16 protein-coding genes are annotated in these 26,090 nt (G+C 40.1%); 9 read left to right on the plus strand and 7 right to left on the minus strand.

Features of this window, described 5'->3' with window-relative positions:
- The first annotated feature begins 5 nt into the window (after positions 1–5).
- Positions 6–1,100, plus strand: coding sequence for a glycoside hydrolase family 43 protein (locus JHD79_RS13440; RefSeq protein ID WP_233164703.1), 1,095 nt, complete (start codon positions 6–8; stop codon positions 1,098–1,100).
- Between the two features lie 79 nt (positions 1,101–1,179).
- Here JHD79_RS13440 and JHD79_RS13445 read toward each other — a convergent pair whose 3' ends face one another.
- A complete protein-coding gene (locus tag JHD79_RS13445; protein WP_199119815.1) occupies positions 1,180–2,841 on the minus strand; it encodes a glycoside hydrolase family 43 protein in 1,662 nt (553 codons plus the stop codon).
- Between the two features lie 118 nt (positions 2,842–2,959).
- On the opposite strand from JHD79_RS13445, the gene JHD79_RS13450 reads away from it, so the two are divergent.
- Positions 2,960–4,891: a sialate O-acetylesterase gene (locus JHD79_RS13450; RefSeq protein WP_199119816.1), complete on the plus strand. Its 1,932-nt coding sequence runs from the start codon at positions 2,960–2,962 to the stop codon at positions 4,889–4,891.
- Positions 4,892–5,133: 242 nt separating this feature from the next.
- Here JHD79_RS13450 and JHD79_RS13455 read toward each other — a convergent pair whose 3' ends face one another.
- The 4 genes from JHD79_RS13455 to JHD79_RS13470 form a co-directional block, all read right to left on the minus strand.
- A complete protein-coding gene (locus JHD79_RS13455; protein WP_199119817.1) occupies positions 5,134–6,807 on the minus strand; it encodes an endo-1,4-beta-xylanase in 1,674 nt (557 codons plus the stop codon).
- 30 nt (positions 6,808–6,837) lie between these two features.
- Positions 6,838–8,646 (minus strand): RagB/SusD family nutrient uptake outer membrane protein, encoded by a 1,809-nt coding sequence (locus JHD79_RS13460; RefSeq protein ID WP_199119818.1) that lies wholly within the window; start codon positions 8,644–8,646, stop codon positions 6,838–6,840.
- An 11-nt stretch (positions 8,647–8,657) separates the two neighbouring features.
- Complete coding sequence (locus JHD79_RS13465) at positions 8,658–11,756, minus strand: TonB-dependent receptor (protein WP_199119819.1); 3,099 nt, start codon at positions 11,754–11,756, stop codon at positions 8,658–8,660.
- 370 nt (positions 11,757–12,126) lie between these two features.
- Positions 12,127–13,374 (minus strand): DUF2130 domain-containing protein, encoded by a 1,248-nt coding sequence (locus JHD79_RS13470; protein ID WP_233164704.1) that lies wholly within the window; start codon positions 13,372–13,374, stop codon positions 12,127–12,129.
- A gap of 191 nt (positions 13,375–13,565) precedes the next feature.
- On the opposite strand from JHD79_RS13470, the gene JHD79_RS13475 reads away from it, so the two are divergent.
- The 6 genes from JHD79_RS13475 to JHD79_RS13500 all read left to right on the plus strand — a co-directional run bounded on the left by JHD79_RS13475 (position 13,566) and on the right by JHD79_RS13500 (position 22,134).
- Entirely contained in the window at positions 13,566–14,777 is a 1,212-nt protein-coding gene (locus JHD79_RS13475) for an MFS transporter (protein ID WP_199119820.1), read from the plus strand.
- Between the two features lie 138 nt (positions 14,778–14,915).
- Positions 14,916–15,290 (plus strand): response regulator transcription factor, encoded by a 375-nt coding sequence (locus tag JHD79_RS13480; protein ID WP_199119821.1) that lies wholly within the window; start codon positions 14,916–14,918, stop codon positions 15,288–15,290.
- A 222-nt stretch (positions 15,291–15,512) separates the two neighbouring features.
- Positions 15,513–16,112: a TetR/AcrR family transcriptional regulator gene (locus JHD79_RS13485; RefSeq protein WP_199119822.1), complete on the plus strand. Its 600-nt coding sequence runs from the start codon at positions 15,513–15,515 to the stop codon at positions 16,110–16,112.
- A gap of 142 nt (positions 16,113–16,254) precedes the next feature.
- Entirely contained in the window at positions 16,255–17,448 is a 1,194-nt protein-coding gene (locus JHD79_RS13490) for an efflux RND transporter periplasmic adaptor subunit (RefSeq protein ID WP_199119823.1), read from the plus strand.
- Positions 17,449–17,457: 9 nt separating this feature from the next.
- A complete protein-coding gene (locus JHD79_RS13495; protein ID WP_199119824.1) occupies positions 17,458–20,625 on the plus strand; it encodes an efflux RND transporter permease subunit in 3,168 nt (1,055 codons plus the stop codon).
- Positions 20,626–20,724: 99 nt separating this feature from the next.
- Positions 20,725–22,134, plus strand: a complete 1,410-nt coding sequence (locus JHD79_RS13500) for a TolC family protein (RefSeq protein ID WP_199119825.1) — start codon at positions 20,725–20,727, stop codon at positions 22,132–22,134.
- Between the two features lie 11 nt (positions 22,135–22,145).
- On the opposite strand, the gene JHD79_RS13505 is transcribed toward JHD79_RS13500, so the two are convergent.
- Entirely contained in the window at positions 22,146–22,340 is a 195-nt protein-coding gene (locus JHD79_RS13505) for a hypothetical protein (protein WP_199119826.1), read from the minus strand.
- A 495-nt stretch (positions 22,341–22,835) separates the two neighbouring features.
- Here JHD79_RS13505 and JHD79_RS13510 point away from each other — a divergent pair, with 495 nt between their 5' ends.
- Entirely contained in the window at positions 22,836–24,419 is a 1,584-nt protein-coding gene (locus tag JHD79_RS13510) for a S8 family peptidase (protein ID WP_199119827.1), read from the plus strand.
- 118 nt (positions 24,420–24,537) lie between these two features.
- On the opposite strand, the gene JHD79_RS13515 is transcribed toward JHD79_RS13510, so the two are convergent.
- Positions 24,538–26,037 carry an acetyl-CoA hydrolase/transferase family protein gene (locus JHD79_RS13515; RefSeq protein ID WP_199119828.1) on the minus strand — a complete coding sequence of 500 codons (1,500 nt, stop codon included), beginning with the start codon at positions 26,035–26,037 and terminating at the stop codon, positions 24,538–24,540.
- Positions 26,038–26,090 lie beyond the last annotated feature (53 nt).

A 26,090-nucleotide genomic window follows, 5' to 3' on the forward strand; every position in this document is an offset into this window, starting at 1 on the left:
AAGATATGAAATGTACTACTGCTAATTTATTGGGGCTGATGCTTGTGGCGAGCGTGGCTACAACGGCTTGCCGGCAAAATAACAAGCATACCGCAGCGACAACAGACACCACTAAAACTTCAAAATTTTTGAATGAACCATTGGTAAAAGACATCTTTACCGCAGATCCCTCCGCTCATGTTTTTGAGGGGCGGATTTATATTTATCCATCGCACGATATCGAAGCAGGTAGGCCTGAAAATGATGATGGAGATCATTTCGACATGAGAGATTATCATGTGTTCAGTATGGATAGTATTGGAGGAAAGGTGATAGATCATGGCGTGGCACTTAGTGTGAAAGATATCCCATGGGGAGGTAGACAATTATGGGCCCCAGATGCGGCTTATAAAAATGGAACCTATTATTTATATTTTCCATTGAAGGATAAAGATGATGTTTTTCGGATTGGCGTAGCAACGGCCAAAAATCCGGCAGGTCCATTTAAGGCTGAACCTAAACCAATTGAAGGAAGCTTTAGCATAGACCCAGCGGTATTTACTGATGATGATGGCATCAGTTATATGTATTATGGAGGTATATGGGGAGGCCAGTTACAACGTTGGGAAAATGGGAAATATAATGCAAATGGCTCGAAAACAGATCATCTAAAAGAAAATTCACCTGCCCTAACGGCTAAGGTGGCTAAAATGAGTAAGGATATGCTCCAATTTGATGGCCCAGTGAAAGACGTAGTAATTTTAGATAAGAATGGCCAGCCCATTTTAACTAAAGATCACGATCGTAGGTTTTTTGAGGGGGCATGGATGCATAAGTATCATGGAAAGTATTATTTTACTTATTCTACAGGAGATACCCATTTCTTAGCCTATGCTATTGGAGATCGGCCCTATGGACCTTTTGTATATCAGGGTACTTTTATGAACCCAGTGCAAGGTTGGACGACCCACCATTCCATTGTAGAAATAAAAGGAAAGTGGTATATTTTCTACCATGATACACAAATTTCAGGAAAAACACACTTGAGGAATATTAAGGTTACAGAATTAACCCACAATGCCGATGGTAGTATCGCTCTGATCGATCCTATTAAGTCATAAATTAGTTTATTGTTTTAGCCCCTCTTCATCGAAAAAATTAATGAAGAGGGGTTTTTGTTTAAAAGGAATCTAGACAACGCTATCTATAAACCATATCGTTGCCTTCATAATCTAACCATTTAAAACTGGCCAGGTTTTCTGATGCTTGACCAGAGGAAGTGACGTATACAGCATATAATGCCCCAACAAATCCGCCCGCCTGCTGTGTGCTTAATAATTTACCATCTGCATGTTCTTTAAGTAATTGCCATTTGTTGCGCTTCTCTGCAAAATAAAAATCATAAAATTTGCCTTTGGCTTCTATCTTTAAAAAAAGTGGAGCTAGGGAACTTGTTAATGGGCTTTGAATAAGCAGGTTCATGTTTTTTGTTTTTGGCTCGCTTTGAAATAACTGTACTACGGGCTGCCCTTGGTCAATTGATTTGCAAATGAAGTAAAAATTACTTTCGCTCTGGTAAATCAGTAGACCTGCTTTTTCATTTGGGGCATTGGCCCTAAAAATTAAAGATGTGCTTGCACTTCCTTCCAAGTGTTGTTGTCTTTTCCCAATGAATGATGGATTGCCCAATTCCATACAGGTTTCTGGCCTTAACTTCATGGTAAGTCCATTTTTATGGTCTAGCTTAAACCAAGAAGTATCTCTTGTCCTTAGAAATAATAAAGAAGGGTCCAGATTTTTATCAAAATGGATTCTGTAGTTAAAATTACCACTTTGTGGAATTGCTTTTTGTTTGATCTCTTTAAAATTGGCAGTGAACTGATAAGGTATTTCTTCCGAGTCGGGATTAATGATTGGCCAATCGTTTTGCCATTTTACAGGAGCAATAAAGGTCTCTCGGCCGGTATTATAATAATTGCCCTCATACGGTCTTACCGCCAAGAACAAAGCATAGGTATTACCATCTGGTCCTTCCACCAATTCGGCATGGCCAGCAGAAGTAATCGGGTTTTTACGGTTAGGGTCTAAATGGCGCTGGGTAAGAATGGGATTGTTTTCGTAAGGAACATAAGGCCCTGTTGCAAGTTTGCTCCTTAGTATTACCTGTGAATGGTTTACCGAAGTGCCTCCCTCGGCAGCACATAAATAATACCAGTCATTGCGTTTGAAAATGTGTGGGCCTTCTATCCATTCGGGCTTTTTATTGATGTCAACGCCGCCATTCACCAAAAGCTTCTCTTCCCCAATGACCTTTAAGTTGGTGGGGTCAAATTCATATATCCTAATGGTACGATGGCCACTATATAGTGGCTTGTTATGGGGCGGATCACTATTGTATATGATATAAGCTTTGCCGTTGGTGTCAAAAAAAAGAGAAGGGTCAATGCCCTTTACTTGAGGTAACCAAGTAGGGTCACTCCAAGGACCAGCAGGATTCTTGGCGGTAACCACAAAGTTTCCCTTTCTGTCAATTAGAGTACAGGTTACATAATAAATACCGTTATGATGTATAATGGATGGCGCAAATAATCCTCTAGAAACACCATCACCCATGAAATTCATCTGACTGGGCCTATCTATCACGTTACCTATTTGCTTCCAGTTCTTTAAGTCTTTGCTGTGAAAAACAGGAAGGCCTGGGAAGTACGAGAAAGTAGAGTTGACCAAATAAAAGTCACTCTCTACCCGGGTGACGCTTGGGTCGGGATAAAAGCCTGCCAATATGGGATTGGTAAAGGTCAACTGGGCACTCATGGCATGGCTCAGTAGTAATAAAAAAGAGAGGAATAGGTTTCTCATCATGCATCAGGTTTTGTATTGTTCTAAAGCTGGAATATAAAAAATAATATTTATTAATGCAACCGATTGCAATTTCTTTTTTATTTGTTAATTTAGTTTATCTATTAAGTGATCTTTTGAAATGAAAATGTTTTATGCTAAAGTGAAATATCTCACTGTTTGTGGTTTATTAATGAATTTGGCTTCATTTGCGCAAATTAGGCTACCAAAACTGATAAGTGATGGTATGGTATTACAACGGGGGGAATCAGTGAAGATTTGGGGATGGGCATCTGCCCATGAAAACGTCAGTGTAGAATTTGTTGGGAAAAAATATTTGGTGAAAGCTGATGCACAAGGAAGTTGGACACTAAAATTAAGTCCTCATCAAGAAGGTGGTCCTTATAAAATGACATTCTTGGGCAGAAATAAAGTGGTATTAAAAGATATTCTATATGGAGACGTTTGGCTGTGTAGTGGACAATCTAATATGGAACTTGATATGAAACGTTTGGAAGACAAATATGCAGAGGTGATAAGCCGTTCGACAAACAAAGAGATCAGACAGTTTTTGGTGCCCGACGAATATGATTTCAGTTCAGAAAGAACAGACTTTTCGGGAGGACAATGGGAAAGTGCATCCCCAAAAAATATATTAAAGTTTACGGCCGTTGGCTATTTTTTTGCGAAAGAAGTTTATGCTAAATACAAGGTGCCTATTGGAATTATCAATTCCGCATTGGGCGGTTCACCAGCTCAAGCCTGGCTTAGTGAAAGAGCTATTAAGCAATTCCCTGCCTACAATGGCGAGTTTTGGAAGTTCAAAAACCAACAGCTTATTGATAGCATACAGCGAACCGAAATAGCTAAAACCAATCAATGGTACGCAGAATTAAACAAAAGTGATTTGGGCTTAAAAAAAACATGGTCTAAAGGCGAAGAAAATACTGGCGATTGGCAGACAATTGAGATGCCTGCAGATATTAAAGTAACTGATTTGGGCAATATGAGTGGGGTGGTGTGGTTGAAAAAAGAAATAGACCTTTCGCCAAATCAGGTACATAGAGAAGCAAAACTCTTATTAGGTACGCTCAGGGATGCAGATTCTACTTTTATTAATGGAGTATTTGTAGGGAATACTACCTACATGTATCCTCCTCGTCGATACCTGTTAAATAGTAATGTGCTTAAAGAAGGAAAAAATATAATTACTGTTCGACTGGTGGTAAACAGTGGTAATGGAGGCTTTATTAAAGATAAGCCTTATCAGCTCATTATAGCACGTGATACGATCAATCTAGAAGGAGAATGGAAATATCATTTAGGAGCAAAAATGCCATTGGCTCCAGCTACAACATTTATCAGATGGAAGCCGGTAGGGCTATACAATGCCATGATTTCCCCATTGAAAAACTTTAGCCTAAAAGGCGTATTATGGTATCAGGGTGAATCCAATACTGGCCAGCCGCTCGACTACGGAGCACTTATGCGTACCCTGATCGAAGATTGGCGTTCTACCTTTAATGAACGACACTTGCCATTTCTATATGTGCAGTTGCCTAATTACATGGAAGTAAAGGCACAGCCAGGAGAAAGTGGATGGGCAAGCTTGAGGGAACAGCAGCGCAAGCTTCAGGATATTCCCCATACAGGAATGGTCGTAGCTATTGATTTGGGAGAATGGAACGATGTGCATCCTTTAAATAAATTAGATATAGGTAAAAGGCTGGCTTTGCAAGCAAGAAAAATAGCATATAAAGAAAAGATCGTAAGTGCTGGCCCTTCTTTTAAGGATATCAAAAGAAAGGGCAGTCAATTGGTCATTAGTTTTTCGGAAATAGGGGAAGGGTTAATGGCTAAGAACGGGTTGTTGAGAAGTTTTGCCATTGCGGGTAGTGATGGTACTTTTGTTTGGGCGGAAGCGGCAATTGTAGATAATAAGGTAGTGCTTTCAAATAAGGAGATAACCCATCCTGTAAAGGTAAGGTATGCTTGGGCCGATAATCCTGAGGGCGCTAAACTCTATAATTCAGCCGGATTGCCTGCTTCTCCATTTGAGGCAGAGGTCAAATAGTTTCAATTTATAATAGGGTGTTTGTTTGTGGTAAAACCATTGGTTGTTTTTGTTTTAAAACATTTTCTTTTGTTTAATTGCAGACATATCTAACAAGATCATTCGCGTTTGTCATATCAGGTATATTTTTAAATGGCTTAAGTAGAATAAACGTTTTGCGGTAGAATGAAGAACATAAAAAAGTGGGAGGCCTGTACATGACAGGTCCCCCACTTTTTTACATGCTTGAGTGCGTTAAAGATTTAGTTCTGCCCGTTACTTAATAGGCCTTGTTTAAACCCAGCATAAGCTGGTTTTTTTGCAAAGTTTTTATCAAATAATAAAGGATAGTCTAATTTGTCTGCTGCTACATTTGCAGTAGAGTTGAGCCAGCTAGAGGTATCGTCTACGCCCCATATCGTAATGCCGCCACGCTGTGCAGGAGGTATATATTTTAAATAGGTAGCCACTACAAATTTATACATGGCTGCTTGTAGCCTTAGGTCATAGGCGCTTGCCTTATAACCAATTGTCGGATTAGCACCTCCTGGATTAATTCTCATATCAAGTTCAGAAATTTTTACTTTTAAACCGGTAGAGGCTAATTTCTGCATCATGTTAATGATGTTTGCATAAGGTGTAGAAATAAGCATGTGCATTTGCGTACCTACACCGGTAATACCTGTGTTCGCTGCTTTAAGTTCTTTGGCCAAGGCTACAAAAGCATCCAGTTTTGCCGTGCTGCTTTCTAGGTTGTAGTCGTTCATGTAAAAGTCTGAATTTGGATCTGCGGCTTTTGCATACTGAAAAGCTTTGATTGCATAGTCCTTTCCTAAATAGTGCTGCCATACGAATATATCGGTACGTCCAGTGGAAGGTGTATTGGTGTTATTTCTCAATTCGCCCGTTTCGCTGAAGGGCTCATTGATCACATCCCAAGCTTTTATTTTCCCAGTATAATGACCTAGCACTGTTTGGATATGATTTTTCATGGCGTTGTCTACTATAGCTATTATTGCAGGGCCAGTTGGAGGAGGGGTAACAGAAGCATCGGTTAAACTTACGTCATCGATATATAAGGTGTTTGCAGTACCGCCAAGGTCAAATGCAATTTGTATGGAGGTAACGCCTGGAGGTACATCGTACGTTTCAAGTAGCCGCGAGAAGCTGGTGGTTACCGACTTGCCGCCACGATAAACTACACTTCCGGCTATACTGCCCAAAAATGGCCTGATTTCATATTGTATACTTTGCGCAGTGCTACCTTTAATGTAATATGAAAAATTGTAGGTTTTTCCAGCTGTAACTGGTATTTGAGCCTTGGTACTGATCTGTGTATTGTAGTTTTGTCCTCCGGCGGGAACATTTATCTGTAATGCTTTTGAACCGGAATTAGTGTTGGTTGTGGTAATTACAAACTGTCCTGCGCCATTGAGTACCTGCCATCCATCAGCAGGTTCTGCGGTTGTACCTACTGTTGTACTTTCAAAACTAGGGTTAACTACAAGATTCGTAGCACCACCACCACTGCTTCCTCCACCAATTAAATTATTGTAATAGCTGGCCCTCTGCTGAGAATGCCAAATCAAGGTATGGCCAAATACTTCAAGGCCGGCATTTTTGGCCAGATTGTAGAAGTTGTCTGCCGTTGTAAAGTCATAACTTCCATCAGCCTTTACAATGGAACCATTTTTTAATTCGTTGCCGAAGGTAATATTGCTTGCCTCTGTTTTAACAGCATCCCAATATTTTTGATTGGTAGTAGATAAGCCATATTCTGCTGCGATCCCTATGGGAAAAACAGCAGCACTTTTAAGCGGACCAGAAAGGTCTGTGAAATTGCCGTCATTCTCAAATCCGCCATTCTGACTGTCTTTTTTACAGCCTAATAATGCAATGGAGAATATGGTGGCATAAACCAATTTATTAAATTTCATAATGTCTTCTTTTTAATTTGTTTGAAATGGTTAATAGCCTGGGTTCTGCGGAAATTTGTCCCTGTTGGTCAATAGGTCTAGCTGAGAAGCAGAAGGAATGGGTCTCAATATATGGTAATCCTTAATGTTGGGCGCAGCCATTTCATTATATAGTTTAGCCCTTTCCACCAAAGTTTGGGTGCGTGTAAGGTCAAACCATCGGTGCATTTCTCCGTAAAGTTCTCTGGTCCTTTCTTCTAGGATGTAATTAAGATTGATATCGCCAGCGGTAATTTGCAATGCCGCTACTGCACTCGCATTTTGGGTAGATGTATTGCCTGGACGATAGGCTGCCCTGGTTCTGATGGCATTGATCATGGTAGCGGCATCTCCGGGCCTATTGGCTTTAAATGCAGCTTCAGCAGCAATCAGATAAGTTTCGCCAAGACGCATTAAGATGATAGGCCTATCTGAAGCATCATTAAAGTGTTTCTTGGTTTTGTCCATATGCTTGATCATGGTAGGGAACCATTCTGTATCATATTGCGAAGGCGCAACGATAACACCCTTAAAAGCTTGTCTCTCTGCCACGGTTACTTCTCTTCCTGGCATATATATGGCGGTATCTACGCCCTTAACCAAGGATGTGGTAATGCCATTTCTTACTGTAGTAAAGGTCGGGGTGGTTGTCTGTACGTCGCTACTGGCTGTAGAAGGTAAGTTCATGATCCATGCTTTTTGAAAGGTACCATCGTATCTGGCATCGTTGCCTCTGTTGTTAAAAGTAGCGTAGGTATAGGGCGTTGGCCTGAACCTACGGTACATACGGCCATTTACCTGATCTCTAGCCACCATCTGTGTGGTGTTGTTTGGAGCGCCAGGTATACCCTCGTTTACATTTCTGGTCAAGGTATAAAAGGAAGTCCAATAACAGTTCAACCTATTTTCTTTATTGCCTCCTGCAGGAGCGGTGGTAGCATTGTACCCGCTTTCTGAATATAATGGATCTGTATTCCTGTCTGCTACAAAAATGGATTCTTTACCATATTCGTTGCCTTCCTTGAAAATATCGGCAAAATTAGCTTCCAGGTCTAGGCCATAGGTAGCCCTTGAGTTGATAAGTGCGGTAGCGGTAGTATAGGCATTGTTAAAATCATTGGTGCCATCGCCATCTCTTGCACTAGGGTCCCAGCCTTTGGTAAGGTAGGCTTTGGCCAGCAGGTGAAGTGCGGCTGCTTTTGATGCCCTGCCTTTTGATTGGTTGGATTGGATATTGCCCAGTTGAACCGATGCTTCGATAAGATCTTTAATAATGGCGGCATAAACCTCTTTTTTAGGTGTTCTCAAATCCTCTGTGCTGGGTTGGTTGTTGAACTTTAGTTTTAAGGGTACATCCCCAAAGGTTTGTACCAACAGAAAATAATAAAACGCCCTTAAAAATTTGGCTTCTCCTAATAATTGGTTTTTTGCTGCCTCTGATATATTGGCCTGGGGACCAAATTCTAATATACCATTTAGGTTATTGATGGGAACGAAACTATTATCCCATACCCCCTGTATGGTACCGTTCAGGGAATTGATATTGGTATAGTTGTGGAAGTCTAATCCGCCATCACCACCCCTGATCACTTCATCGGTGCCTGCTACCTGAGAAGAGGTAAAGCCCTCACTGCCCCAAAAATAACGGGTGGTGGCATATGAGGCATTAAGTCCAGCTTGTAAGCCTTCGGCAGTTTTAAAATATTCGGGGCCCAAGTTGGCACGAAATTCGGATTCCAGTGCTTTTTTACAGCTAAGTGGAGCTAAGGCTAGAAAAGCCAAGGCAATATAGCCTAGTTTAATATTTTGATAAATTTTCATCTTTTGATTGATTAAAATTTTGCATTTATACCCAATATGAATTGTCTGGTTGATGGAAGATCAAGTCCAACGGTTATGGCTCTTCCATTGGCTATGGCATTGTTGGAAAGTGAGCCGCCCACTTGGGTTCCCTCTGGATCTACCCCTAATCCTGATTTAACGAAAGGTGAATAGAGGATGAATGGATTATTGGCAGAAGCATAAACTCTTAGACCGCTAAGTCCAATAGATTGGGCAAGTCTGGTTGAAAAATTATATCCCAGATTGATACTTCGAACTTTAATAAAGGATCCGTCATGATAACCTAGGGTGGAAGAATAAGGTAAGTTGGTAGCTCCTCCTGCTGGCCTAGGGAAGGCATTTGTAGGGTTGGTTGGTGTCCAGTAATCTACCTTCACCTGGTTTACCCTACCATTCAAGAAAGCGAAATACCCTGTAGCTCCACCATCGGTAGTTAAGTAAGGGGCGACAATTTTATTGCCTAGCCTAGAGAATAATACAGTGGATAGGTCAAAGCCCTTATAGGTAAGACGGTGTGTCATGCCCATTACGATATCGGGTTGGAAGTTACCTATAATGCTTCTATCTGCATCGGTGATGGCGCCATCGGGTACACCATTTGGGCCGCTAAGGTCGGCAATTTTAATTTGCCCTGGTACAGCACCATATCTTGCCGCTTCCACTGCTTCTGAGGTTTGCCAGATTCCAAGCTTGGTATAATCGTAAATGACATTGATGGGCTGTCCTATAAACCAACCATTGCCCACATCCTGAGTCTGGTTTGCATTAGTTAGCCTTACAATTTTTTCCCTGTTGATGGCGAAGTTAAAATCTGTAGACCAGGTAAGGCCATTGTTGGTACTAGTAATATTTTGGCTGCTGATACTGAATTCGATACCTTTGCCTTTTGTAGCAGCTGCATTGGTCCAGAAACTGCTGGCGCCATTACTCCTTGGCAACTCTTTTTGAACGATAAGGTCATCTGTATTTTGTTTGTATACTTCTATCGATCCGGTAATTCGATTGTTAAAGAAACCATAGTCTAATCCTATATTCAATTGTTTGGTGCTTTCCCATCTTAAGTCGATATTCGGTAGCATACCGATATAGCTTCCCTGGACATTCTCACTACCATAGTTGTAATTATTGGAAGATAATGACCCCCTTGTTGCATCTGCGGGAATAGAGGGATTCCCTGTTACACCATACGATGCCCTAAGTTTTAGGTTGGATAATACTTTTTGACCTTGCATAAAATCTTCATTCGTAATATTCCATCCTATAGCTGCTGCCGGGTAATTTAAATAGGGGTTAACAGGAAAGACTTGGGAGCCATCTCTTCTGAAAGTAAAGGTGGCGAGATAACGGTCTTTGTAGCCATAATTTATACGTGCCATAAATGATTGAAGGCCGCCTCTGTTAAAGGCATTTGCGCCACTATTTACGGCAGTGATGGTCTGTGCCAGGTAAAAGTTGTAATACTGAATGGCTTCAGAAGGAAAGCCTACTCCATTAAAGGCATTAACAAACGAACGGTCGCGTTGTATGCTGTACAGGCCAGTAAAATTTATCTTATGGTCTTTTGCAATGACTTTATCATAAGTGACTAGGTTTTCCATCAAGAGCGTATAAGCTTCGCTGTTTGAAATGCTTGCGGTAGCTTGGGCAGTGGTAGCTGCGTCAGGCTTAATGATGGTTTTTGGGCCAAAGAAAGTACCTCTGTTTTCTTGCCTGAAATCTAGACCTAGATTAAGCTTGTATTTTAGGCCTTCTATAATGTTGACCTCTGCGTAAATTACATTATTGGTTCTTAGTCTTCTGGTACGGTCAACAATGTTTTCTCTGTCTTTGAGCGTAAGTGGATTTGCGGTCGCGGTTTCGTCAACTGTACCCGCCTGAGGATAGAGAAGTATGCTCCCGTCGGCATTATAAGCAGGTGCCAAAGGTGTAATACGCATGGTAGCATAAAGCGGGTTTACCCCTGCGCCATTATTGTAATTTAAGGTGTTCCGGGTAATCAGCCCTATTTTAAGGTATTTGGTTAATTTAGCATCTATGGATGTATTTAATGAATACCGTTCAAAGCCTACACCTGTAATTACGCCACTTTCATTAAAATAGCCAGCCGAAACATTGTAGTTAATGCCCTCAGTGCCTCCGGCGATGCCGAGTTGTTGGTTGGTGACAAAGCCTGTTTTGTACAGGTAATCTTGCCAGTTGGTAGAAGTGCCGTTTGCAATTCCTTGTAGCTCTAAGGGTGAATAGCCTGCGGTATAGGCGGGAGAAGCGGCATTTCTGAAAGCAACAAACTCTTCACCATTAAATTGATCGTATTGATCCCTTACCTTGCTGGTGCCATAATAGGAATTGTAAGTTAAGGATGGACTGCCTATTTTTCCTCTTTTTGTGGTAATTAGAATTACACCATTGGAGCCCCTAAAGCCATAAATGGCTGTTGAAGAAGCATCTTTTAAAATGTCTATGCTGGCAATATCGTCATTGTTGATTTCATTTATGCTGCCTCCAAATGGTACTCCATCTAACACAATAAGCGGATCGCTCGTTCCGCTAAGTGAACGGTTTCCCCTGATTCTGATTTGGCCGGCGGCACCGGGTCTTGAACTATTTCTGGCGATGTCGACCCCGGCAATACGCCCTTGAAGTGCTGCCACTGCATTGGCCGATGGGACTTCCAGTAAGGCATCGCCTTTAATGCTGGCAATGGCGCCAGTCACATCAGATTTTTTCTGTTGTCCATAGCCGACTACGATGATTTCGCTAAGATTTTTCGAGTCTGGGATAAGGGAAATGTTGTAAGTGGAAGTAGAAGCTGAAAGAGGTACTTCCTTTACGGGGTAGCCAATAAATGATACGGACAAGGTTTTGTCATTCTCATTAGCCGTAATGTTAAATTCGCCATTTGTATTGGTTACGCTTGTTTTGCCAGAAGGAAGTAGCTTGATGCCAGCTCCGGGCATGGGAAGATTGTTCTCGTCTACTACTTTGCCCTTGAGTACTTTCTGGGCAAAAAGTAGGGTGGGGCTTAACCCAAATAAAAGAACGAGCAAAAGCACATTCCTGGTTAAAGATTTTTGTCTAGGTTTTTCCATACAGGTTTAATTTAAATGCGAGTTGTTAGTTGCCTTTAAATAATCTTAAGGGTATTGCTCTTATAGTTTTAGCAGGCCTAAGGATATTTGGTTATGATAAAAGTAAATACAATAAATTAAATTTGCAACCGATTGCATAAATATTTTTTGAAATAAGTTTTTAATGCCTTTAAATCACATAAACTTATTTTATTTGTGTATGTATCGGTTGCATTATGGAGTGACTTGTGTTTTTTAACAGCTTAAAAATCGTTGTGTAAGAATTTCTGAAACGAATGTTTTATGGCAGTCCTTGCCAATAAAAATCCCACTTTTAAAGAATGGGTTCTTTAAAAGTGGGATTGCCTGTAATTAAAAAGATTTAACTACCCTAGTCTAAAAGAAGATCCTCATCGTCGGTTAAATGCAATTGTATATTGTCTGTTCCAGAAATGCCTTCAATAGAGCCTCTGATATGTGCCGCATTGAGCAGTACTTTATCCAATTGCTTTTCTCTAGCCTTCCACAGTTTTTCCATGGCATCACGTTCTCGTTGTATGGACAACTTCATGCTCATAAATCCTTCCCTAATGGCTTTCCATTGTTCTGAAAACTCATTGCTGGTGAGATAATCATATAGCATATGCATCTTATCCCCCTTGTTCTCTTGAGATTTGGCGGCATTGAACAATCGAAGGATTCCGTCTCTTAATACGGCTGTTAGGGCTTCTACTTCATTAAAGGTGCAAATCCAAACCCCGTCTCTAAGGCCAAAACAATTCATGTCTTTGGGCATATTTTGGGTAACCAATACGGCAATCTCGGCTCCTTGGCTACGCATGTCGGTTTTAAGTTTTTCTATCCAATCGTTAGAAAAGGCCACGGTACGCTTACTTTCATAGATAATGTGGCCACACTCTTGACCGAAGTTATTTCTGACGGTTTGTATGCAATCTGCGCCGCGTACGCCTTTACCTACTTCCTGTATCAGGTCGAAAGGGAAAGAAGTCCTTAACAATTCTTCCAATGCCAGCTCCTGTATTTCCCCCTGTAGCTGCATGGATCCTTGTTCGACCTTACGTTTCATCTCTTCAGCCAATTTTTTCTGATCTTCAAGTTGTTTGTCCTTTTCGGCCAGTTTCATCTTAAAATCAAGTTCGGCCTGCTGTAAGCGTTGGTTCTCTATGTTCCTGATGTCTGTGGCCATTTTCTCCCGCTCTTCGGTAAGTTTCTTTTGAATTTCTAAGTCAAGTTCTTCCTGCTTGCGCTTAAGTTCATTGGCCATTTGCAGGTATTCCAGTTCTTTTTGTCGGGCCGCTTTTAATTTTTCCTCATTCTCTTTATTCGATTCATCAAGTAGCTTTAGCCTGTTTTCAAAGTCGGCACTAATAGACTTGCGTAAACTTTCTGATACGCTGCTTTGCAGATCGGCCTTTTCTTTGGCCAGCCTTTGTTCAAAGGCCTGTTCCTGTTGCCTTTTTTGATTTTCAAATTCTTCAATCTTTTTCCTAAAGTCTTCTTCCTTTTGTTTGGTAAAAGCTTGCATCTTTTCCCTAAGATCTTTCTTGTATTCTTCGGCCATTACTTCTTCTATGGGAAAAGCATGGTTACAGTTAGGGCATTTAATTTCTGTAGACATAAAATTATGGTTATGAAAATTAAGAAGAACCCAAAATTACGCAATAGATTTCATCTGTTTACATTTATGTTTCCAAAGCTCGGAGGTGTTTTGTTGTCATTGGGCGGTTCTTCATATGTTTAAAATTATTTAATCATCAACTGTTCATGTTGGATTGCATAATGGTTAATTTTGCGGCTCAACCAAAACAAATGTTCAAAAAGATTTTTGACGCTTATAAATCCTCTTTTTCGGGATTAAGTAGGGAAACCTGGGTACTTAGCTTAGTCATCTTAATAAACCGTTGTGGATTTATGGCAGTGCCCTTTATGGGCTTATATGTTACCCAAGCATTACATCGGCCAGAATCTGATGCCGGAATTATTATTTCCCTATTTGGGTTTGGCGCTATAGGCGGTGCAGCGGTGGGCGGCAAATTGACTGATGTTTTTGGGTTTAGGCCAGTACAGATTATGGCTTCGTTAATGGGTGGTGCATTCTTCTTATGTTTTGCCTTTGTAACACATTTTACTTCACTTTGTGTGCTTGCGGTAGTGATTAGTTTTTTTTCGGAAGCCTTTAGGCCTGCGAACTATTCCGCCATTGCTGCTTATGCTGCAAAGGGAACCGAAACCAGATCCTATTCCCTAAATCGTTTGGCCACCAATATTGGTTGGGCAGTTGGGGTGAGTATGGGGGGGATTATAGCCTCTTTTAATTACCAGCTCTTATTTATGGTAGATGGAGGAATTAGCGTACTTGTATCTTTTGCCATTTTGTGGTTATTGCCCTCTATCAATGAAAGGTTAAAAAAAGCCAAGGCCCAGTTTGTAGGTCGCGTGAGAAAGCCTTGGCAAGATGCTTTGTTTATCAAATTTTTATGCCTCTCTACCATTTTTATTACTTGCTTTTTTCTCATGTTCAGGGTAGTGCCTGTGTTTTATAAGGAAGTTTGGCACCTCAATGAGGCCTTAATTGGATTTATTTTAGGGATTAACGGAATCGTTATTGCTGTTTTGGAGATGGTAATGATCAATAAGATAGAAAATAAAAAGTCACCTATATTTTACATTGTATTGGGGGTAATTATTATATCCTTTTCTTTTGGAGTGCTTATGCTGCCCAAATCTATACCTCTGGTTTTGGCAGTGGCCAGTATTTTGTTTTTTACCTTCGGGGAGATGTTTTCCTTACCTTTCTTCAATACCTTTGTGGTGAAGAGGAGCAATGAATTTAATCGCGGACTTTATGCCGCAGGTTATACCCTGAGCTGGTCTGTGGCACAGGTCATAGGACCAACCAGTGGCTTTTACATTGCCGAAAGATTTGGTTATAATGTACTTTGGATGGCTATAGTTGCCTTACTTTTATTGTGTGCTTATGGGTTTAGCCTGCTTAACCTAAAGGATGAACCAATGCAGTGATGTTTATTTTTCTTTTTTTAAAAATATTTTGAGCCCAAGGCAAACAATTTTTCGGCTCATTTGTTTCAACAACTAGAAGTTGTAATGACTATTAAATTGCCGAACAATAATTATTTAATCTAGCCATATAATAAATAAATGAAAAAGAGGATACACGTTTTAGAAGATGACAAGGATATTGCCTTTATTATTGAGTTTTTGCTGAAAGACGAAGGATACGAAATACAAGTGTCTTCCACATTTAAAGAATTGAAAAGTAAACTTAAAGACTCCATTCCTGATCTATTTATCCTAGATGTAATGCTGCCAGACGGAAATGGTTTGGAGATTTGTAAAGATTTGAAAAATGATGTGTTCACAAAGCACATTCCTGTAATTGTGATGTCGGCAAATGTGCGCAGCAAACAAATGAGCGAAGCGGCAAGCCCAGACGATTACATTAGTAAACCCTTCGATCTTGATGATATTGAAGTCAGGATTAAAAGGCTAATTGGTGAACAAAAAGTAGCTTAAGAGCTTTAATCAAACCAAAATTGATTCTTACTGTATAAAAGTCAAGGCCAATTAAATAGCTTAATCTTTTGTGCAGTAAGTTCTTTTATTGCCTTGTATACGGAACATTAAAAGTATCAGCGAATCTAATTTTAATTATCTGACAAATTAATGATATGTATTGTTAAAACTGTTTATACATTTGCCTAACGGTGTTAGATTATTTTACGTCACTTATCAGAGATGGGAAGTAAAGAAAGAATTCAACGACAAAAAGAAGATACACGTAAGAATATTTTAGGTGCAGCCTTGCATATTGTAAAACAAGAGGGATGGAATGCGTTAAGCATGCGGAAGATCGCTGATGTTATTGAATATACTGCGCCAATTATTTACGAGTATTTTTCTAATAAGGAAGGTATTCTCATTGAACTGACTAGACAGGGATATATCAAGTTGGGCGCTAAGATTAAGGCTGCAAAGGAAAAAGAGACCGGAACAGCGGCAAAATTAGAAGCCATGTGGATTGCCTACTGGAATTTTGCTTTTGAAGAAAAGGAACTTTACCAGTTGATGTTTGGAGTAGATATGAATTGTTGCGAACTGAACAAAATATTGCCAGAGGCAGAATACACCACCAAATTGTTTAATGATGAAATCGAAAAGCTGATTACAAAAGATACACATCAAGAAAATGTGGTCTGCTTAAAATATTACACTTTTTGGTCTATTATCCACGGACTGATTTCCATTAACCTTGTTCAGAAAGGTACCAATGAAGAAATTAACCAACAGATTTTGATAGGCGCAATAAAAGCAATTATTGCTACCATTAACGACTAAAATTTTTTATACCATTATCTAACAGTGTTAAATAAATTATAGCTGTAAAATTGGAACGGCTAATGATGACTTGACTGTCTTTTACTTAACAACGTTAAATAACTTAATAACTGTAAAGTATACTTTTAAAATCTCAATAATTATGAATAATCTGTCCCCACTTAATCCATTATCTAACAACGTTAAATTATTTAACGAGTGGATAATTTTAGCTGCTGTTACCATTATTCTGTTCCTGGCAAGTTGCACGGGACAACCAGAACAAGTGAATACAGCTACAGCTCCGTTATTACCAGTAGTAAAGATCAATGAAAGCGCTGAAGAGACTTTTACTGATTATCCGGCGGCTATACAAGGCGTTACAGACCTAGAGATTAGACCGCAGATAGCGGGCACAATTGATAGGATTTATGTAAATGAAGGCCAGTTGGTTAGTAAAGGCCAATTGCTATTCGAGATTTCCGAGCTTCCCTTTAAGGCGCAGTTAAATAATGCTATGGCAGCCTTACAGGCGGCAAAATCTGCGGTTTTAAATGCACAATTGGAAATAGATAAGCTTACCCCTTTGGTACAAAACAAGGTCGTGTCAGATTTTCAGCTACAGACTGCAAAAACTACTTATCAAATTGCATTGGCCAATGTAGAACAGGCCAAAGCCAGTGTAAACAGCGCCCAAATTAATTTAGCCTATACACAAATTAAGGCACCCATCAGCGGCTACATTGGGAGACTTCCCAAAAAGCAGGGAAGTTTGGTGGCACCAACTGATATTGAACCCTTGACCCAGCTTTCCGATGTACATGAAGTATACGCTTATTTTTCATTAGCGGAAACAGATTTTATCAACTTCAATGCAAAGTACCAAGGGCACTCGGTCATCGATAGAATTAAGCATTTACCTGCAGTTTCCCTAGTTCTGGCCGATCAGAACCTATATCCCATAAAAGGAAAGATAGATATGGTAAATGGACAGTTTGATAAAACCACCGGCGCCATCACCTTGAGGGCAATTTTTGAAAATAAAGAAGGAACATTGAGATCTGGGAATACCGGTAAAATAAGGTTGGCATTGGCCCATGAAAAAGTGATGTTGGTGCCTCAGGCTGCTACCATCGAAATACAGGATAAGATTTTTGTGTTTTCAGTAGATAAGGATAATAAAGTGAGTAAACAACCGATCAAGGTATTGGGTACAAGTGGTACAAACTACCTGGTTAGTGAAGGACTTAAATCTGGCGATCAAATTGTATCTAAAGGCTTTGAAAGTTTAAAGGAAGGTGATCTGATCCAACCAGAAAAAATAAAAGCCATTACCGCTTTTAATACCTCAAAATAAATATATATCATGTTCAAAATATTTCTAAATCGACCTGTTTTAGCAACGGTCATTTCTATTCTTTTGGTTATACTAGGCGTATTGGGATTATCAAAATTACCCTTGCAACAATTTCCAGATATTGCACCGCCAGCAGTACAGGTAATGGCTTTCTATCCTGGTGCCAATGCCGAAACAGTGCTCCGTTCTGTTGCCCCTTCTTTAGAAGAATCCATAAATGGGGTAGAGAATATGAGTTACATGAGCTCTACGGCAAGTAATGACGGTTCATTGGTCATTACCGTTTATTTTAAACTGGGCACCAACCCCGACCAAGCGGCAGTTAATGTGCAAAATCGGGTTGCACAGGCCACCAGCCAGCTCCCTTCAGAAGTAGTCCAGGCAGGTATTACCACCGTAAAGCAACAAAATAGTTTAATTATGGTGGTAGATCTTTTTACTGATGATGAGAAAAATTATGACCAGACCTTTTTGGCCAATTATGCGCAGATCAATATCATTCCCGATATTAAGAGGATACCAGGTGTAGGATCGGCAACCATTTTTGGAGGTAATAAAGATTACTCTATGCGAATTTGGCTGAATCCCTCAAAAATGGCGACTTACAACCTAACGCCAAAGGAAGTAATGGCCATTATTCAGGAAAAAAATTTAGAAGCGGCTCCAGGTAAATTTGGAGAAAGTAGTAAAGAAGCCTTTGAATATGTCATAACCTATAAAGGGAAATTAAATAAGCCGGAAGAATATGGAGATATGGTTATCAAGGCTAATGCCGATGGATCCATACTTAGACTTAAGGATTTGGCCAGAATTGAGTTTGGGGCTTACTCCTATACTAATTTTACAAGGGTAAACGGCAAACCAGGCGTTAATATTGGGGTGGTTCAGTTGGCGGGTTCAAATTCAAATGAAATTCAGATCGCCATTGCCAAGCTCATGGAAAAATCGGCGAAAGATTTCCCCAAAGGCGTAAAGCACCTGATATTGTATAATACCAAAAATGCGTTGGATCAGTCCATAGATCAGGTCATACATACGCTGATAGAGGCCTTTATATTGGTTTTTTTGGTGGTGTTTATCTTTTTGCAGGATTTTAGGTCTACACTTATTCCGGCTATTGCAGTTCCGGTGGCCATTTTAGGAACGTTCTTTTTTATGTGGATCTTTGGCTTCTCCATTAATCTGCTTACCCTTTTTGCTTTGGTATTGGCCATAGGTATTGTGGTTGATGATGCCATTGTGGTGGTGGAAGCCGTCCATGCAAAAATGGAGCATCGTCATTTGGCACCTAAAGTGGCAACTGCAGCAGCTATGCACGAAATTACAGGCGCCATTATCTCCATTACACTGGTCATGTCGGCTGTATTTCTTCCTGTGGGCTTCATGGAAGGTTCAACAGGGTTATTCTATAGACAGTTTGCTTTTACTTTGGCCATAGCCATTGTGATTTCGGCAATTAATGCACTTACTTTAAGTCCGGCACTGGCCGCATTATTTTTAAAGGAAAGTCATCATAACACAACGGAAAAGAAAACCTTTAAGGAAAAATTCTTCGCAGGGTTCAATTCTGGATTCGAAAAAATAACCAATCAATATGTACGCACCTTACGAACATTGATCCGCTTTCGTTGGCTAAGCTTAGCTGCATTGGCAGCGGTATTAGTCGTTACCGGTATATTGATTAAGCGAACACCTTCCGGTTTTATTCCTTCCGAAGATCAGGGTTTTATTGCCATATCATTGTCTATGCCAGCAGGCGCTTCCCTCGATCGCACAACCGAAGTCATTAAACAGGCAGAATCGTTGTTGGGCAATATGGAATCAAAAAGAACATTAATGGGGCTTTCCGGTTTCAATATGCTCACCCAATCTTCAAGTCCATCATCAGGTGTGGCGTTTGTACTCCTAAAACCAACCCCAGAAAGAGGTAAAGTAAAGGATATAGACGGAATTATGAATGAGGTAAGGCAAAAACTATCGGCCATTAAAGGGGCGAACTTTTTTGTGTTCACCTTCCCAACAGTACCTGGTTTTAGCAATATTGATGGACTGGATATGGTGCTACAGGATAAAACAAGTGGTGGATTGGATAAATTCAGTGGGGTTGCCAGCAACTTCATAGCTGAATTGATGAAAAGACCAGAAATAGCTGTGGCATTTACTTCATTTAGATCGGATTATCCCCAACTGGAAATGAAATTGGATGAAGTTAAGGCCGCACAGCTTGGGGTAAACGTAAAAGATGTGCTGCAAACTATGCAAGCTTATTTTGGGAGTGCCCAAGCTTCAGACTTTAATCGTTTTGGTAAGTATTACAGGGTAATTGTACAGGCCGATCAAGCCGATCGGGCCAATGCAAGCGCCATGGATGGTGTCTTTGTTAAAAATGTGAATAATGAAATGGTGCCCATCAATACACTAGTGAAACTGGAAAGAGTGTATGGTCCGGAAACCGCCTCACGCTATAATCTTTTTAGTTCCATTAGTTTAAATGCCATGGCAAAACCGGGCTATAGTTCGGGAGATGCCATTAAAGCGGTAGAGGAAGTAGCTGCTAAGCATTTGCCGGGAGGATATGGGTACGAATTTTCGGGTATGACAAAAGAAGAACTTTCATCAGGAGGACAGTCGGCCATTATTTTTATACTGTGTCTGCTATTTGTCTACTTTTTACTTTCGGCACAATATGAAAGTTATATTTTGCCATTCTCCGTTATTCTGTCTATCCCAACAGGAATATTTGGCGTTTTTGTGGCCATTGGCCTGACCGGAATTTCCAATAACATTTATGTACAGGTAGCTCTCGTTATGCTCATCGGATTATTGGCAAAGAATGCCATTCTGATCGTAGAGTTTGCCATCCAAAGAAGAAGGTCAGGAAAGTCTTTACTGGCCTCGGCATTAGAGGCGGCAAAATTACGCTTGCGCCCAATTATTATGACTTCTTTGGCATTCATTGTAGGTATGATCCCAATGATGACGGCAGTTGGGCCATCTGCTCTTGGTAACCATTCCATTAGTATAGCTGCAGCCGGAGGGATGATTTTTGGAGTGGTATTGGGCGTGTTTATTATTCCGGTCTTGTTCATTATATTCCAGTACCTGCAAGAAAAAATAACAGGATTGCCATTCACATTGGCCCAATCGGGACCACAAAATGATAGCCATGAAATTTAATGACGATTTATCAGTAAGAACAAAGCTGCATGCTTCAAAAGAAGATGTGGCTCATATTAGGGCATGGTTGGAAAAATGGTTCAATAAAAATTAAAAAAAATGAAGACAATTATAAATAGTTTCCTGGCCATTTTATTTTTAGCAATATATGGCTGTAGTATTCCTCAAAGTGTGATCAATCCCAGAAAAGACGTGCCTTTTCAGTTTAGGGACATTCGCAGTGTGGATACGAATAGCATTGGCTCACTACCGGTAAAAGAGTTTTTTACTACACCAGCTATTCAGCAATTAATAGATAGTGCCCTGGTTAGAAATATTGACCTGCAAATAGCATTAAAGAATATTGAAGCAGCCAACCTTTTATTGTCTAGGGCAAAATTGGGCAATCTACCTCAATTGAATCTTCAGGTATCCACTAATTCAAATCGTCCATCAGATAATAGTTTGAATGGGTTGAGCACTTCGCAATTCCTCAATACCAGTCATATAGAAGATTTTAATGGAAGTTTGGCCCTGAGTTGGGAAGCGGATATTTGGGGGAAGATTAGGGGACAAAAAAATGCAGCTTATGCCGCTTATCTCCAATCGGCAGAAGTTAAAAAAGCAGTTCAAACCCGTATTGTGGCTACGGTTGCTGGTGGCTTTTACCGCCTATTGATGTTGGATGCCCAATTGAAAGTAGCTCAAAGAAATGTGAAGTTGAATGACAGTACCTTGAAAATGATCAGGATACAGTTTGAAGCTGCTCAAGTGAGCTCGTTGGCTATACAGCAGGCCGAAGTACAACTGCTCAAGGCAAGCCAACTTATCCCGAAAATTACCCAGGAAATCAGTATTCAGGAAAATGTACTGAGTGAATTGACAGGACGATATCCTACAACAATTGAAAGGGCTGTGACCCTTGAGGAATTAAAAGTTCCGGAGCAGTTGGCCATAGGAATTCCGGCAACAATGCTTAGCATTAGGCCAGATGTTAAAAGTGTTGAGCTAGATCTAAAGATTGCCAATGCCAAAGTAGGTATTGCCAATGCAAGGTTGTATCCCACCCTTACAATTTCGGCCAGCGCAGGGCTTAATTCTTTTAAAGCGAGTAATTGGTTCAACATACCTGCATCATTATTCGGTGTAGTGGGCGCAGGAATAACACAGCCTATTTTTCAGCATAAAGAGCTGAAAACCCAATTCGAGCTGGCCAAAGTAGAGCGTGAGAAATCGGTACTTTTATTTAGACAGGCTATTATAGGGGCAGTGGTAGAGGTTTCAAATGAACAGGCTAAGCTAGAAAACCTAAAAAATGAATATATTATTGCCCAGCAGCGGGTTAAGACTTTGCAGCTTGCCGTTAAAAATGCTGATCTGCTCTTTAAAAGCGGAATGGCAAATTATTTAGAGGTCATCACGGCACAAGGAAATCTATTACAAGGCGAATTAGAGCTTACCAGTTTAAAAACAGCCCAGCTTACGGCTAGCTTAGATTTGTATCGGGCCTTAGGTGGTGGATGGCAATAGACAAATTTTGACTATGGGATCGTCAGGAAATTCATATAAGATGAATACTTCTTGGCGATCTTAATAGGCTTTAGCCCTTTATAATAGCAATGATTAACGGTTAACTCCTGATTGGTTAACTGCCAAAGTAAACGATCAATTTGCTCACTGATCAATCGCCTACTTTCTGAGGTCAGTTCTTCCTCTCCAAATGCTTTCCTCCTCAATTCTCTGCTAGGTCATTCGGCCTATTGTAAATACTCATTCTCTTTCTCCTGTTGCTTATGAAAAAAAGTATAGTTTTGAAAGCACTTTAATAGCACTGAAGATGTCGATATTGAAGTGAAATGATTAATTTGCATACAAAAGTTTTTCTTAAACAAAAAAGAAGCTATTGTAGTATGCAATATTTGATAAAGTTGAATAGTTCCAAAGGTGGCGATGCCTTGGAGGCCGTCTTACTTTAGACGTTTTTGATCGATTAGACTTTGCTGTAGCAGTTTGTATGAAGATAAAATATGAGCCATACGGACTTTTATGGTATTTTATGTTTGGGTATAGCATACAAATAATAAACAAAGTACGTAAGGCCAAATATCTGTTGAAAATTTGTCAGGATTGCTCCATAAGTATGATATCATGATCTCCTGGCATGGAAATCAATACTAAACCAACTATATTGCCGTTTTTTAACGTTAACTTAATTTATAAAAATATAAAGTATGAATAAACATCACCTGAAAAGTCTGGTTGCTATAGGTTTATTGGCAGCAGCTCCATTTTTAGCATCTGCCCAATCTCAAAAACTGAATTGGTATAATCTAGATCTTAAAACTGATAGCGTTTTTGGTATCAGTACAGAAAAAGCGTACAGTGAACTTTTAAAAGGTAAAAAATCAACTCCCGTTATTGTTGGTGTTTTAGACGCTGGGGTAGATTACAAGCACGAAGACCTGAAAAGGATCATGTGGGTCAATAAAAAAGAGAAGGCTGGCAATGGTAAAGATGACGATAAAAATGGCTACATAGATGATATTCATGGTTGGAACTTTATTGGAGGTAAAAATGGTTCGGTCAATCATGAAACGTTAGAGCTTACCCGCTTGGTACGTAGAGATCAGGCACGTTTTGCCAATGTAACTGAGGAAAATGTGCCTGCAAAAGACAAGGCAGATTATGAAACTTATCTTGGAAATAAAAGAGCACTAGAAACAGGGCTGGCTAAAGCTAAAGCATCCTTAATTGGTTACACCAATAGGAAAGAAAATATTGATGCTTTGGTAAAGAAAATTGGGAAGGATAATCCTACACTGGAAGAGGTGAAAAATTATACACCAGAAGGCCAAAAAGAATCCGATGCCAAAAGAATTCTTGTGCAAAATATGGTCAATGCAGATTTTGCTTCATTTTATGAGGCTCAGATAAAAGCACCCTATGATTATTTTTATGATCAGGTAAATTACAATTACAATTTAGCCTATGATCCTCGTAGTATAGTGGGAGATAACCCTAACGATAGTAAAGAGCGTATTTACGGCAATAATGATGTACAAGGCCCAGATGCTTTGCACGGTACCCATGTGGCAGGTATTATTGCTGCAGACCGTACCAATAATATTGGTATTAATGGGGTGGCAGACAATGTATTGATCATGAGCGTACGTACCGTGCCTAATGGCGATGAGCGAGACAAGGACGTAGCAAATGCCATCCGCTATGCAGCAGATAATGGCGCAAAGGTATTGAACATGAGCTTTGGAAAGGCTTATGTTTGGGATAAGTCGGTGGTAGATGAAGCTATTAAATATGCAGTGAGCAAAGATGTTTTATTGGTACAAGCTGCAGGGAATGATAATAACGATATTGATGTGGCCCCTAATTATCCTTCTAATAAAGATGTAGATGCTAATATACGTAAATCTTGGATTACCGTTGGAGCATCAGGACCAAAAAGTGGCGATAAGTTAAAAGCATCTTTCTCTAATTATGGTAAGGTGAATGTAGATGTTTTTGCACCAGGAGTAGCCATTTATTCGACAGTGCCTGACCAAAAATATTTAGATGAGAATGGAACAAGTATGGCTTCGCCAGTGGTGGCAGGTTTGGCAGCGTTAATACGTTCATATTATCCAAAACTAACCGCTCCTCAGGTAAAGGAAATTATTGTAAAATCTGTAGAGAAGATCGACTATAATGTAAGTTTTAGAAAAGGAGCAGATGTAGTCAGCGTACCTTTTGCCAACCTATCGGTTTCTGGAGGCATCGTAAACGCCTACAATGCGTTAAAGTTGGCTGCCACGTATTAACTAGGACCGGTATCTTTTCGTAAAGGTGTCTGAAGAATCAAATCATTATCCCTGTGAAAAACAGGAATGCCAAAGAGAATATTGGATAGATGATAGACGAGGTTTTTTGGACACCTTTTTATTTAATTGGCATTTTCATACTTCCCGTTTCTTTTAGTTGCACATGCCAGCTAAAAGCTTCTTCTAATAAATGCGGTGTTTGGCCCCCTTTCAAACAAGCTCTTTCAAAATAGTCTTGTAGTTGTTGCTTGTATTGGGGATGTACACACTTTTCGATAATGACTTTGGCCCGCTGTCTCGGTGCCAGTCCACGTAGGTCGGCTAACCCCTGTTCGGTTACAATAATATCTACATCATGTTCACAATGGTCAACATGCGATACCATAGGCACAATACAGGAAATTTTATGGTCTTTGGCTACCGAAGAAGTGACAAAAATACTAAGGTAAGAGTTGCGGGCAAAGTCACCAGAACCACCAATGCCATTCATCATGTGTGTACCACCGATATGGGTAGAGTTTACGTTGCCATAAATATCACATTCTAAAGCGGTATTCATCGCTATAACTCCCAATCTTCTAATTACTTCGGCAGCATTGCTAATGTCTTGAGGACGTAGTACAATCTTGTTTTTATAAGCTTCAAAATTAGAAAAAATCTTGTCGTAGTATGCTTGTGATACTGTTATGGATGACCCGGAAGCAAATAGCAGTTTTCCGGAGTCCAGCAAATCGAATGTACTGTCTTGTAAAACTTCCGAATACATGGTTAAATCTTCAAAATCACTATGTGTAAATCCTGTAAGCACAGCATTGGCCACTTTACCAATTCCAGCTTGTAATGGCAGTAGCGATTTGGTTAAATTACCCCTGGCCACTTCACGATTAAAGAATCCAATTAAATGATTGGCAATGGCTGTAGTAGCGTCATCTGGAGCTTCAATGTCGGCTGGACTGTCTGTTTTAGAGGTGATTACAATGCCCGCTATCTTATCGGGATTAATGGAAATGGCCGAAGTGCCAATTTTTGAGTAGGCTTTGGTAATTGGAATTTCCTTTCGGTTTGGATATTCTCCCGTGGAAAAAATATCATGAACCCCCTGAATAGATAGGGGAACAGATAAGTTGAGTTCAATAATGATTTTCTCTGCCAAGGCGGCAAAAGAGGCCGAATTTCCAATCGAGGTAGTTGGAATAATGCTGCCATCTTCTTCAATTAAGCAGGCTTCGAGTATGGCAATGTCTATTTTGGGGAAGTTGTTTGCCCTTAATAGGTTGGCTGTTTCGCCCAAATGTTGATCTATAAAAAATACCTCTCCATTATTGATCGCTTTTCGTAGAACGGGATCTACCTGAAAAGGAAGCCGCAACGATAGTGCTTTTGCTTCTGCCAATGCACCATCGGTTCCATAACCTAAAGAGGCACCGGTCATTAACGTGATCTTTAATGAATCTTTGTGGGCCCTTTCGGCTAAGGCCATGAGTACAGCTTTACTATCGCCAGCCTTGGTGAAGCCACTAGAAGCGACCACCATCTTGTCTTTAAACAGCAATGCAGCCTGTTCTGCACTAATGATAAGTTGTTCTAGTGTAGGTTTACGTATTCTGTTTTCATACATATGATTTGATATCATTAACAAAGGTGTTCTGGCAGACCAAGTCTATAACCAAA

It is taken from the genome of Pedobacter sp. ASV28, assembly GCF_016428855.1.
Taxonomy (GTDB): Bacteria; Bacteroidota; Bacteroidia; order Sphingobacteriales; family Sphingobacteriaceae; genus Pedobacter.